Raw genomic sequence first — 13,418 nt, 5'->3', positions numbered from 1 at the left:
ACAGACAAGACATTCGTCTAACACCGCAACGATTACAACAATTCGAAAGCCATTGCAGTCGCTTCACCACCGCCAATACACAACGACGCTACACCGGTTTTTAATCCACGATTTTTAAGAGCATGTAATAAAGTGACAATAATTCGTGCGCCCGATGCACCTAATGGATGACCTAATGCACAAGCACCACCATTGATGTTCACTTTCTCTGATGACAACTCTAAATCTCTAATGGCCGCCATAGTTACCATTGCAAACGCCTCGTTAATTTCAAACAAATCAACGTCACTGGCCTTCCAACCGGCTTTCTCTAATACCGATTGCATGGCCCCAACAGGCGCAGTAGTGAATTTTTCAGGTTCAATAGAATTTGTCGCCTGAGCAACAATTTTTGCCATTGGCGTTAAACCACGTTTTTGTGCTTCAGATAACTTCATCACAACTAATGCCGCAGCACCGTCACTGATTGAAGAAGAGTTAGCCGCAGTAATAGTGCCATCTTTCGCAAAGGCTGGACGTAAGGTTGGGATCTTATCCATCTTGGCATTACCCGGTTGTTCATCGACGGATACGGTTATATCGCCACGACGGGATTGTATGGTTACAGGCGATACTTCATTATCAAATCGACCACTGGCAATTGCCTCTTGAGCTCGAGTCAGTGAGCGAATGGCGTATTCGTCTAATTGTTCGCGGGTAAATTGGTACTCATTAGCCGTGTCTTGAGCAAAACATCCCATTGCTTTGCCTTGGTACGCATCCTCAAGACCGTCTAAGAACATATGGTCCATGGTTTTGCTATGACCCATTCTCATGCCTGAGCGAGCTTGCGGTAACATATATGGTGCATTGGTCATTGACTCGAAGCCACCAACAACTGCAACATTAATAGAACCTGCCGTAATAAAATCATTGGCCATCATGACCGCTTTCATTCCAGAACCACAAACCTTGTTTATCGTTGTGGCGCCAGCAGCTAATCTAACATCTGCTTTAATGGCCGCTTGTCGAGCTGGCGCTTGCCCTAGTCCTGCGGGTAATACACAACCCATAATGACTTCATCGATGTCATTACCCGAGATGCCTGCATGGCTAATTGCAGCTCGAATTGCACTGGCACCTAATTCCGGTGCTGTTGCGCCACTTAACGCGCCCTGAAAACCGCCCATTGGCGTCCGTTGTGCAGATACAATAACGATTGGATCAAGATCAGACATAATGCTTACCCTTCTATTTTGTTGATGACCTAATTGGTACTAAAGCGTGGGGCTTAGTTTACCCCTTATAATTTATGCTGGGGATACTACGATGGTTGCATGAGTAAACCAATTTTCAACACTGATTTGCTTAACCACCAGTTGGAAAATATTATTTACACGAAAACAAAAAAGCTATTTAAATACATCAACCTAAGCACAAACTAACAGATAGACAACCCTTAAAACCCCGCCTCGAAGAAAGACTTTTACCCACATTTTTAATTTCAACGACATTAAATTCACTTATAAACCAATAGATAAAACCTAAATGATCATATTAGACGCTTATTTGATCCCTGCCGAGAGTCACTAATTCAACGTCTATTCAACACCATCGTTTACAAATATGCCGTTGTGTACCTGAGTCTTTGCCAAACAAAGGAAATGAACTGAAATACAAATCTAAAACGACATTGTGCGAATTTATTTACAGTTGGAGAAAAGGATAAAAAACATCTAACTTTACGTTTACGTAAACTTACCCTAATATTTGTAAAAATTAATTTGTAGGAAGTTCTTAATGACAACTCAAAACCAAACAACATTCACTATTGGTGAGTTAGCAAAAGAGTTTGATGTCACGACCCGCAGTATTCGTTTTTACGAAGACGAAGGATTGTTATATCCCAGTCGTAAAGGGCAATCGCGAGTTTACAGTTCAAAAGACAGAACTCGTTTAAAGCTCATTTTACGTGGCAAACGTTTAGGCTTCTCATTAGGCGAAACTAAAACGATATTTGAACTATACGATAATGAACCAACAGAAGAAAAACAATTAAATAAAATGTTGGAACTCATCGCCGCCAAAAAACAACAACTTATCCAACAACAAAAAGATCTGGAAGATATTTTACACGACTTAGCGGCACTCGAAGATAGCTGCAATGAATCATTAGCTAAAATTTAGAACTACACTAGTTGTTACAAATATTAAAACTGAAAAATAGAACAAAAATCAATCAACAGAACCCTATTAACATAAGAATAAGAGAACCATCATGATCAGTCCTTTCACGTCCCTAAATTTTAATCTTGGCGAAACTGTCGATATGATCCGCGACCAAGTTAATGCCTTTGCCCGCGATGAAATTGCACCACGAGCGGCGCAAATTGACATCGACAACGAATTTCCAAGCGACCTATGGCGTAAGTTTGGAGAAATGGGATTGCTTGGCATGACAGTGGAAGAAGAATACGGTGGCAGTAATTTAGGTTACATAGAACATGTAATTGCAATGCAGGAGATCAGCCGTGCATCGGCGTCTGTTGGTTTAAGTTATGGTGCAATGTCTAACCTTTGTTTGAATCAATTGCGTAAAAATGGCAGCCATGAGCAAAAATTAAAATACCTTCCTAAGTTATGTACAGGCGAACATGTTGGCGCATTAGCAATGTCAGAACCGAATGCGGGCTCAGACGTTGTAAGCATGAAATTAAGAGCCGACAAAAAAGGCGATAAGTATATTCTTAACGGCAACAAAATGTGGATCACCAATGGTCCCGACGCTGATGTTTATGTTATTTATGCAAAAACTGATGTAAATGCAGGTTCTAAAGGCATTTCAGCATTTATCGTTGAACGCGATTACCCTAGGTTTTCCCGTCACCAGAAACTCGACAAATTAGGTATGCGCGGTTCGAACACCTGTGAATTAGTGTTTGAAGACTGTGAAGTACCAGCAGAAAACATACTTGGTCAAGAAGGCAAAGGCGTTCGCGTTTTAATGTCTGGTTTGGACTACGAACGTGTTGTCTTATCCGGTGGTCCACTTGGGATTATGGATGCATGTATGGATATTGTAGTGCCATATGTCCACGACCGAAAACAGTTTGGCCAATCGATTGGTGAATTCCAATTAATCCAAGGCAAACTAGCAGATATGTATACCCAAATGAATGCGGCTAAATCTTATGTTTATGCTGTTGCCGCTGCATGTGACCGCGGTGAAACGACTCGTAAAGACGCCGCTGCTGTCATTTTATATTCAGCAGAACTTGCCACCAAAATGGCCCTTGATGCAATTCAACTCCTTGGCGGTAACGGCTACATCAATGAATTCCCAGTTGGACGTTTATTGCGTGACGCCAAACTCTATGAAATTGGCGCCGGTACATCTGAAATTCGTAGAATGTTAATTGGTCGTGAATTATTTAACGAATCCAAATAAGGTCTGCCCACGCGACTATTTTGAATTTGGAATTACATCGACACGATTCAATATTTGCAATATGAATAGGGTTTGAATCGGACAAATAAACGTAACGAGACATCCGTTGATGTCTCTAGATAGAGGCCTCCGATACGGGCCTCCAAAGAGAAACTGTCATGGCGAAATTAGTTACTAAATTGAACCCACGCAGCCCAGAGTTTATCCAAAATGCAGAACATATGCAGGCTCAGGTTGACGACTTAAAAACCACATTAGAAAAAATCAAGTTAGGTGGCGGCGAAAAAAGCCGTGAGCGCCACTTATCCCGTGGTAAGTTATTACCTCGTGATCGGGTGACTCAGTTGCTGGACCAAGGTTCACCATTTTTAGAATTGTCACAACTTGCTGCACTTGATGTTTACCCAGACAATGTTCCTGCTGCTGGTATTATTACTGGCATTGGTCAAGTGGGTGGGCAAGAGTGTGTCATCGTTGCTAATGATGCAACAGTAAAAGGCGGCACCTATTACCCGCTTACGGTAAAAAACATCTTCGCGCGCAAACCATAGCGCAGGAAAATAACCTGCCGTGTATTTATCTGGTTGACTCAGGTGGCGCCAATTTACCAAATCAAGACGAAGTATTCCCAGACCGGGAGCATTTTGGCCGGATCTTTTTAATCAAGCTAATATGTCCGCACAAAACATTCCACAAATTGCTGTGGTAATGGGGTCGTGTACCGCCGGTGGTGCGTATGTCCCAGCAATGGCTGACGAATCCATTATTGTAAAAGAACAAGGCACGATATTTTTAGCTGGCCCGCCTCTAGTAAAAGCCGCGACGGGCGAAGTTGTCACTGCGGAAGAGCTTGGCGGCGCCGACGTGCATTGCCGAACATCTGGCGTGTCAGATCATTATGCTCAAAACGATCACCACGCATTAGAGTTAGCACGCAGTGCCATAAGCAATTTAAATCGAGTTAAGCCAATGCAACTGGCGGTTAAAGATGTCACGCCACCGGCCTACCCAACTCAAGACATTTATGGCGTGATCCCTAAAGATCCACGCCAGCCATATGATGTAAAAGAAATCATCGCACGGGTCGTCGACAACAGCGAATTTGACGAATTTAAAGCACTTTATGGTTCAACATTGGTTTGTGGTTTTGCCCACATTTACGGTTATCCTGTTGGTATAGTTGCTAATAATGGCATTTTATTTGGCGAATCCGCAGAAAAAGGCGCGCATTTTATTGAGCTATGTGCCCAACGCAAAATTCCACTGGTCTTTTTGCAAAATATTACAGGCTTTATGGTTGGCAAACAGTATGAAGCCGGCGGTATCGCCAAACACGGCGCAAAAATGGTAACGGCCGTTGCCTGTGCCAAAGTTCCTAAATTTACCATATTAATCGGTGGCAGTTATGGTGCCGGAAACTACGGTATGTGTGGGCGCGCCTACGACCCACGATTTTTATTTATGTGGCCAAATGCCCGCATTTCGGTCATGGGCGGTGAACAAGCCGCTGGCGTATTAGCACAAGTAACCCGTGATCAAAAAGCCAAACGTGGTGAAGACTGGAGCGATGAACAAGAAGCTGAATTTAAACAGCCAATTATCGACGCTTACGAGCACCAAGGGCACCCATATTACGCTTCTGCTCGATTGTGGGACGATGGTGTAATTGACCCTGCGGAAACTCGACAAGTATTAGGTCTTGCCATTTCGGCTTCCCTTAACAAACCAATAGAAGATACCAAGTTTGGTATTTTCAGAATGTAAGGGGCTGACATGACTGAATTCTCGACTCAAAACAACGCAGTTTTATTTACTGTGGATAGCCGTGGTGTTGCGACGGTGACCCTCAATAATCCTGATAAACACAATGCTTTTGACGATACAATAATTGGCGTATTACAACGTACTTTTGATCATATCGCCACACGGCAGGACATCAGCGTGGTTGTACTTGCAGCAAACGGTAAAAGCTTTAGCGCCGGTGCGGACTTAGGTTGGATGAAACGAATGGCAAGTTATTCTTTCGAGGATAATTTAACAGACGCCAATGCCCTAGCATCGATGTTATACGCATTAAATTACCTTCCACAACCTACAATTGCTAAAGTCCAAGGTGCAGCGTTTGGCGGTGCGGTAGGACTTGTGAGTTGTTGTGACATTACCCTCGCGTCTGAAAAAGCCAGCTTTTGTTTAAGTGAAGTTAAACTCGGCCTGATCCCAGCAACGATTAGCCCTTACGTTGTAGCCGCGATTGGTGTTAAGGCCAGTCGACGTTACTTTGCCACTGCGGAACGTTTTTTGCGGCAAAAGCCCAGCAAATTGGCTTAATTGACGAAGTTGTTGCGGTCACTGAACTAGACGAACTAACTGAAAACATGACCAACCTTTTACTCAATAATGGTCCTACAGCAATTCGTGAAGCTAAAGCGTTGATTTTTGATGTTGCAGGCCAAGATGTGGATGACACGATAATGGCAGAAACAAGCCGTCGAATCGCAGAAATTCGAGTATCAGCCGAAGGCCAAGAAGGGTTAACCGCCTTTTTTGAAAAACGCCAACCAAATTGGCAACGTGGGTCTACAGCTAATAAGCTACAGGAATAATCTCAATGTTTACTAAAATACTTATTGCTAATCGTGGTGAAATTGCTTGCCGTATAATAAAAACGGCGCGCGCTATGGGGATAAGCACAGTGGCTGTTTATTCCGACGCAGATAAAGATTCACTCCATGTCAATATGGCGGATGAAGCGGTCTATTTAGGCCCTTCGCCATCTCGTGAAAGTTATTTATTGGGTGATAAAGTCGTCGACGCCGCTAAACAAACAGGCGCTCAAGCAATCCACACAGGATATGGTTTTTTATCTGAAAACGCAGATTTTTGTCGCCGATGCGAACAAGAAAACATTTGTTTTATTGGACCGCCAGTTTCTGCTATTGAAGCGATGGGCAGCAAATCCGCCGCTAAAACGATAATGGAAAAAGCCAATGTACCGCTCGTTCCCGGTTATCATGGCGATGATCAGTCAGATGCTATTATTAAAAAAGCCGCGGACGACATGGGTTACCCAGTATTATTAAAAGCCGCTGCCGGTGGCGGCGGTAAAGGCATGCGTCAAGTCTGGTCAGCGGATGAATTTGCCGAAGGCTTAGCGGCAGCGAAACGCGAAGCACGTTCGTCATTTGGCGACGACATCATGTTAGTTGAAAAATACTTAACACAACCCCGTCATGTGGAAATTCAAGTATTCTGTGACAGCCATGGCAATGCAGTTTATTTATTTGAGCGCGATTGTTCTGTGCAACGTCGCCATCAAAAGATCATTGAAGAAGCGCCCGCATTTGGTATGTCCGAATCGCTTCGTCAACAAATGGGTGAAGCGGCCATCAAAGCAGCTAAAGCGATTGGTTATTGTGGTGCGGGGACAGTGGAATTTTTATTAGACGTAGACGGTTCGTTCTACTTTATGGAAATGAATACCCGTCTGCAAGTTGAACACCCCGTAACGGAAATGATCACCGGCGAAGATCTCGTGGAATGGCAATTGCGAGTCGCCTTTGGCGAATCGTTACCGAAACAACAGTACGAGCTTGCCATTCATGGCCATGCTTTTGAAGCACGTATTTACGCCGAAGACGCCAACAATGACTTTTTACCGGCAACGGGTTTGTTGGAATTTATGCAAACTCCTGAGCAAAATAAATTTGTGCGGGTCGACACGGGCGTGCGTCAAGGCGACGAGGTCAGCGTGTATTACGATCCTATGATAGCAAAGCTCATTGTATGGGGCGAAACCCGTCAAAAGGCGTTACAGCGACTATCAAAAGCACTCGCGGCCTTCCGCATTAGTGGTGTTACAACTAACATTGAGTTTTTGTATAATTTAAGTACATGCGAGCCTTTTATTCGTGAAGAAATTGATACAGGCTTTATCGACAAAAACCAAGACCAGTTGTTCCATTCAACAGAACAAGCCCTTAGTAAAGAGCTACCAATGGCAGCACTGGCATTAGTCTTAACCGAGAAAAATGACGCAAAAATTGTCGCAGAGCACAGCCAAGACCGCAACTCACCATGGCATCAACGCAACGGGTGGCGACTTAATGAGCCACATACGCAGTCGTTTGTGCTCAGTCATGATAATCGCGAATATCAAATATCGGTTGAACAAAAACGCACGGCCCACCTTTGTTATTATTTAATATCTATCCAAGGCGAAGCATTCTCTCGTTTAGCTGTCGACTGCCAAGGTTCGTTGCACACGCAACTTGATAGCGCCCATTCAACGGTCACCAATGCTAAGTCTAACAATACATTAACTTGTTATATTGATGGCTATCGGACAACGGCAGAGTTGGTTCAAAATGGTTTAGAAATGAGTCTTTATCACCCAAGTGGTGTTTTTCAGTTTAGCCGCGTACTGCCAAGTTTAGGTGAAGTTGATGATGTGGCTGGTAACGACGGATTACTTGCACCAATGAACGGCACACTTGTCAGTAACTTGGTTGCCGTCGGTGAACCGGTAACTAAAGGTAAGGCTCTCGTGATCATGGAAGCGATGAAAATGGAGCATACCATTCGAGCCTCAGCAGATGGTGTCGTCACTGAATTTTATTATGCAGAAGGCGATATGGTCGACGGTGGATCGCCATTATTGGCGTTTGACCTTGTTACAGAAGCACCAAATTCTGTTACCAAAGCCGAACAGGAAACAAATAAATGAATACAACAGTAACAGGCTTTCCACAATCGGTAAAAATTGTTGAAGTCGGTCCACGTGATGGTCTTCAAAATGAAGTTCCGGTCACATTAGAAGATAAAATTAAACTGATCAACAGCTTATCTGAAACTGGCTTGCAGGTGATTGAATCGGGATCGTTTGTGTCCCCTAAATGGGTGCCGCAAATGGCGGGTAGTGCAGACATTTTCAGCAGGATATCCCGTAAAACCAATATCAGCTACCCTGCCCTCACTCCAAATATGAAAGGTTATGAGGACGCGATTCGTGCTGGAGTTGATGAAGTCGCTATTTTTGGTGCTGCCAGCGAGTCGTTTTCACAAAAAACATAAACTGTTCAATCGCAGAAAGCTTACAGCGCTTCGAACCCATTATGGCTCAAGCCAAATTAGAAAACGTCAAAGTCCGTGGTTATGTATCTTGTGTTTTAGGTTGCCCCTATGAAGGTAACATTGACATCAACAATGTCGTGAACGTTGCACAAACCCTGTATAAAATGGGTTGCTATGAAATTTCATTGGGCGATACTATTGGCGTTGGCACACCACTACAGGCAAAAGCGATGTTGCAGGCGGTTGCAGAGGTCGTACCGATAAAGCACTTAGCGGTGCACTTTCATGATACTTATGGACAAGCGTTAGCCAATATTTACGCCTGTCTAGAGCTTGGCGTCAGTGTCATAGATTCGGCAGTTGCTGGTTTAGGCGGTTGCCCGTATGCCAAAGGTGCATCGGGTAATGTAGCCACCGAAGACGTCGTTTATATGTTAACTGGGTTGGGGATCACCCATGGTGTCGATTTAACTAAACTGGCACAGGCAGGACTTGATATATGTGCTGCATTGGGAAAACCGCCACAATCAAAAGTAGCAAACGCATTAGCGGCCAAGTCATAATAGAAAAACAGTAAAAAATGGCAGTCAATGATAACCACTAAATACTAAATACTAAATACTAAATACTAAATACTAAATACTAAATACTAAATACTAAATACTAAATACTAAATACTAAATACTAAATACTAAATACTAAATACTAAATACTAAATTAGTGAACAAAAACAAGGACGATTTTGTTCGCTTTAAAAATGACTTCCTCATAAAATTTCATTTCCTCTACTTGCCAATAGCACGTAAAGTAATCCAATAGACTAAATGTAAAATCAAACGCCAAAGATGAATATAACCACCGACCGTCTCAACATTCGTGAATTAACCTTAAAAGATGCGCCTTTTCTGGTTGAATTACTTAATTCCAACGGCTTTATCGAAAATATTGGTGACCGCGGTATTCGTACGGTGAAGCAAGCTGAGGAAATGATTTTAGAGAAGTATATTGTCAATTATCCAACCCATGGCTTGTTTATAGTTGTGCGGCGTAACGATCATACTGCGATTGGTTCTGTCAGTTTTTTAAAAGGGATTTCTTAGCATTTGAAGATATTGGCTATGCCTTTTTACCTGACTATTTTGGCAAAGGTTACGCCTTCGAAGCCGCTTCAGCTTTGGTCAATTACGCAAAAGAAAAGGATTAACAGCCCTAAATGGCGTAGTCGACTTTCCTAATATTGCATCTCAAAATTTACTGCTTAAATTAGGTTTTAAAGAAGACGGGGTTGTTGTTATGGATGGCGAAGAGGAGCCGATCAAAAAATACACGTTAATATTCTAAATATGCAGATACTATCCGATTCGACAACCGAATTACTCGTCTTACCTTTTACTTATCGGGACTCGTCTCAACAATAGAGTTTAAAAAACATAAGTGTAGGTAATAGTGGCTTTATCTTCTGTCACGCCAAAGCTCTGCAATCGGCTTCGTACTTTAACTGACAACAAATGATTGTCTTTTTTAAGTCGTGTCGATAGAAAGGGACTCGATGCGTCACAACGATATTGTGAATATGGCGTTAAGTCAGTTAAGCCACCACAAGCTTCTACACTTCGGTCTAATGGTCTATTTCGGTCAGGGTAAAACGTATTGTAGGAAATTTGTTGTTCAAACCCAAATTGCAGATTCATCCAATCTAGATACTTTTCAAATTCAAAATTCCGAGCCACACTAATACTGAGATCACCACCAGACGTCCCCGTATCCGCACCACCATAATCATATGAACTTAGAATATTATCAAAATTGGCCCACTCAATATTGGCCTGCACATTAAGGGTCATATTCCACGGTAATGTTTGTCGGCGATAATAACTCAAATAAACTTTCCAAAAATTAGCAACTGCGTCTCTAGTGTCACCTATTGGGCCTTTTTGTGGAATAATGCCATTGTTATTGTTGAGTTCTTTGTAGTCAATTTCTTCCTGCGTCGTGGCATCTGCTAGCCCTTCTAATATCTTAGCGACTTTAACATTAAGCACATTTTGAGCTGGGTAGTTTTCATCAATAATCTGATCAGAAAAAACAAACTGCATTGACGCATTTAATGCATATAAAGTTTCAGATTGGTCAACCCACTTAAACCCTATTTGATTGCCAACAAGTGGGTCTGGAAAATTATTGGTTGTTTGTGAACTTGCCGAACGTTTCTCAAGCCCAACGGTCCAACTGTTGCTACCTACATCTAACCAAAATGGTTTTTCGTAGGACACACTCATAGTGTCACTGCTCCCACTAAACAATAATAGACTTTGACCAATGGCGTCAGGATCTATTTGATAGTCCAGCTTAGACATATTGAGGTGCAATTTTGCCCCTTTGTTGCCAAACGGTACGGAATAACTGGCTGCCATTGATGAGAAGTACTTGGGAAACTCAGGATTAATTGCAGCAAACAGACTAAAAGTATCTGACCTACCTGTTGGGTTGGTAACTAACGTAGAAAACACGGTACGTAAATCTCCCTGATAACGGGATGCGTTATTGTTTATCGCTAATGCGGTTAAGTCTTCTACAGGTTCTAATACCAAGACTAAAGCACTCTTGCCAAATTCAACTTTTTTGAGTGTGGGTTTAATTCGGGTACCCGGTAAAAAATTGAGATATTTCAGACGCTCAACTAAGGTTGGAGTATGAATGATTTTGCCTTTTAAATCCGCAAAGTATTGATAAAACAATGACTCTTCATATTTAAAACTGTCTTTGCCGAGAACATGGATATTGCTCAACAAATCTTCTTCTACTTGAAACTCTACAATGCCACCACTAATTTGTTGTGGTGGTACAAACGCTCTAGAACTTTTATAACCTTTAGACTGCAAAACCAACGTCAGTTTTGCGGCAATATCTTTGAGTTCGTTTGCTGTGATTTGTTGATTAATTCGGGGTTGTATGAGAGGTGAAACATCTTCTTTAGTGAGGACGTTATTACCGGTGATTTTCACTCCGCGCAATAAAAATGCAATGTTGCCAGCAATTTCAGCTTTTTGTTGTTGTTTTTCTACTTCTAAGTCGTCAACTAAATTGTCGATTAATGTGTCATTTTTGGATTTATTGAGTAAATCTTCCTGTTGTTTTTTATCTCAGGTAAGCTCGGGGTCGGCGCAGCTAAAACCGCGGAAACATTGAGTGCGATAAAGCTCAGCACCACATAAATCAAAAAACTTACAATCGATAAGCTAGGTGTTACAACTCGAATAACCATAAAAGCCCAATACGTCCTTTAAACTAAATTCGGTACAATTAAATGACACCGATTTGATGCCTATTCACCAAAAGTTTAAACCTTACAAGGTAAAAACAATAGGTGATTAGGATTAAGTTAGCATGAGTTTCAATTAGTTACACGATATTTGCTGACGATTTAAGGCATTAATTTGCGCCAATTCTGCGGCGTCAAAATCTGCCGCGCAGACTTCACTTTGAGTAGCAAGCGCATAATATTCTAGGTTAGCATTTTCTGAACCACAAACATCCGAGTCGGAGCTATTTGGTTGTTCAACACTATTCCAGCACAACGCCAGTAATCTTGCTGAATTAATGCCATTTTGTGCCGCTCCCAACAAGTTGGTTTCATTGGCATTTAAAGCTATGAGTACCGCGTGGTCTGCATCAACTTTAACGCCATATAAATCATCTTCAAAATAATAAGTCAGTTCACTTTGGTCAAAAAAGCGTCACTGCCATTAAGTTTGATGGTTTCAGTGGATGTTATTAACTCTAAATTAAAATCGGTCACCCCATCGTCAACGATAGACTGGCCATTGCCACTCACATTAATAGGAACAATTGACAAACTATTTAAGAATGCCGACATTCCGCCGCTCTCAGCGATTTCATTGGCAAGTTTAACGGCAAATTGAATGCCATTATCTAATCTAGAAAACTCCTGTACTGTCAGTTTTTCAAGAATTGAGGCGACCGTACTCGATGCATTGACATTTTGTTGAACAGCCAATATTAATGCTTCATAAAATGTCGCATCTGTCGTACTTGCTAAGGTATTGCCAATTGAACTTGCAAGTTGCATTACCTTATCGCTATTTGCTTGGGAAACATGCGACTCAATAGCACTTTGCATTGCAATGCTTAATTGTGTGATATCAGCAAGTCCTTCCGTTGGTTCAGCATCCCTAAAACTTGCTAACACGGCAATACTGACATCAACCGCGGCTTGCGTATCACCTTCTAATATCACAATGCCTTCCTGCAATGCCGTGAGTAAAACCGCAGTTCGAGACAATACGGCTTTTATCGAAAGTTCTATGCCGTCACTTAGTTCAATTGTCGTTGCAGGTGCGCCTGCGATCCCAGCTAAAAACGCTAACTGAAATAACTCCTCAGGCAGTCCTCCAATCCCCGAAGAGGGATCCCTGTTGATGGGATTAAAGCAGTAATTGGATTGGCAAAAACGGTACGTTCTCCTAAAGCACTAAAACTACCAATGTAAGCAATTTCCAATCCGACATTGTAATTAATATCCGTGGCACTTTTTAGACCATCTTCATCGATATCTTGAAACGATGCACCAGGTTCAACTAAATTTTTAGACTCAAACGTAATCGGTGTCGTAGGAAGATAGTCTGGACCAAACTGATAAACCCCGGGGCTAATTTCAGTTGCCACGGTTCCAGTACTATCTGAAACCAACAGCCCCACTAGCGAAGCATCTTCAGCAACAAAACTATAGAAAAACGGTTCAGGATCCACTTCTACTTCTGAATGCCCGGGGCGACTACAGCCTTGTAATACGCCAATCGCTAATAACACAAATAAACACTGTTTAATCATTGTGTTCATGCACATCTCCTATCTAACAACATATCTATATCCGTAGGCTTAACAACTTGTTTGCTCATTA

General features: G+C 42.2%; 10 protein-coding genes and 3 pseudogenes. 8 read left to right on the top strand and 5 right to left on the bottom strand.

The genetic code is table 11. The features are described from left to right. Positions 1-32: 32 nt before the first annotated feature. A complete protein-coding gene (locus tag PN838_RS24940) occupies positions 33-1,217 on the bottom strand; it encodes an acetyl-CoA C-acyltransferase (RefSeq protein ID WP_215964744.1) in 1,185 nt (394 codons plus the stop codon). Between the two features lie 562 nt (positions 1,218-1,779). Between PN838_RS24940 and PN838_RS24935 the strand changes: the two genes are divergently transcribed. The 8 genes and pseudogenes from PN838_RS24935 to PN838_RS27740 all read left to right on the top strand — a co-directional run bounded on the left by PN838_RS24935 (position 1,780) and on the right by PN838_RS27740 (position 9,701). After that, the gene (locus tag PN838_RS24935) at positions 1,780-2,166 is read left to right on the top strand and encodes a MerR family transcriptional regulator (RefSeq protein WP_215964743.1); all 387 of its coding nucleotides are present in this window, start codon (positions 1,780-1,782) and stop codon (positions 2,164-2,166) included. Between the two features lie 91 nt (positions 2,167-2,257). Continuing rightward, positions 2,258-3,427, top strand: a complete 1,170-nt coding sequence (locus tag PN838_RS24930) for an isovaleryl-CoA dehydrogenase (protein WP_272182387.1) — start codon at positions 2,258-2,260, stop codon at positions 3,425-3,427. A gap of 158 nt (positions 3,428-3,585) precedes the next feature. Further along, positions 3,586-5,191, top strand: a pseudogene (locus tag PN838_RS24925) (carboxyl transferase domain-containing protein). Positions 5,192-5,200: 9 nt separating this feature from the next. Then, positions 5,201-6,030, top strand: a pseudogene (locus PN838_RS24920) (enoyl-CoA hydratase-related protein). A 5-nt stretch (positions 6,031-6,035) separates the two neighbouring features. Continuing rightward, positions 6,036-8,150 (top strand): acetyl/propionyl/methylcrotonyl-CoA carboxylase subunit alpha, encoded by a 2,115-nt coding sequence (locus tag PN838_RS24915; protein ID WP_272182386.1) that lies wholly within the window; start codon positions 6,036-6,038, stop codon positions 8,148-8,150. Continuing rightward, positions 8,147-9,060, top strand: a pseudogene (locus PN838_RS24910) (hydroxymethylglutaryl-CoA lyase). Before PN838_RS24915 ends, PN838_RS24910 begins: the two are co-directional and overlap by 4 nt. A gap of 282 nt (positions 9,061-9,342) precedes the next feature. Further along, entirely contained in the window at positions 9,343-9,597 is a 255-nt protein-coding gene (locus tag PN838_RS24905; protein ID WP_272182385.1) for a GNAT family N-acetyltransferase, read from the top strand. 11 nt (positions 9,598-9,608) lie between these two features. Then, complete coding sequence (locus tag PN838_RS27740; protein ID WP_370661133.1) at positions 9,609-9,701, top strand: GNAT family N-acetyltransferase; 93 nt, start codon at positions 9,609-9,611, stop codon at positions 9,699-9,701. Positions 9,702-9,918: 217 nt separating this feature from the next. Here PN838_RS27740 and PN838_RS24900 read toward each other — a convergent pair whose 3' ends face one another. The 4 genes from PN838_RS24900 to PN838_RS24885 form a co-directional block, all read right to left on the bottom strand. Further along, entirely contained in the window at positions 9,919-11,511 is a 1,593-nt protein-coding gene (locus tag PN838_RS24900; protein WP_272182384.1) for a POTRA domain-containing protein, read from the bottom strand. Positions 11,512-11,895: 384 nt separating this feature from the next. Continuing rightward, positions 11,896-12,123 carry a hypothetical protein gene (locus PN838_RS24895; protein WP_272182383.1) on the bottom strand — a complete coding sequence of 76 codons (228 nt, stop codon included), beginning with the start codon at positions 12,121-12,123 and terminating at the stop codon, positions 11,896-11,898. A gap of 86 nt (positions 12,124-12,209) precedes the next feature. Beyond that, entirely contained in the window at positions 12,210-12,800 is a 591-nt protein-coding gene (locus PN838_RS24890; RefSeq protein WP_272182382.1) for a hypothetical protein, read from the bottom strand. Between the two features lie 80 nt (positions 12,801-12,880). Beyond that, entirely contained in the window at positions 12,881-13,357 is a 477-nt protein-coding gene (locus PN838_RS24885) for a hypothetical protein (RefSeq protein WP_272182381.1), read from the bottom strand. Positions 13,358-13,418 lie beyond the last annotated feature (61 nt).

Source organism: Psychrosphaera algicola (genome assembly GCF_028401425.1).
In the GTDB taxonomy this organism is placed as follows: Bacteria; Pseudomonadota; Gammaproteobacteria; order Enterobacterales; family Alteromonadaceae; genus Psychrosphaera; species Psychrosphaera algicola.
The sequence above is the reverse complement of the archived record's forward strand: the minus strand, read 5'-3'. Positions and strand labels throughout refer to the sequence as shown.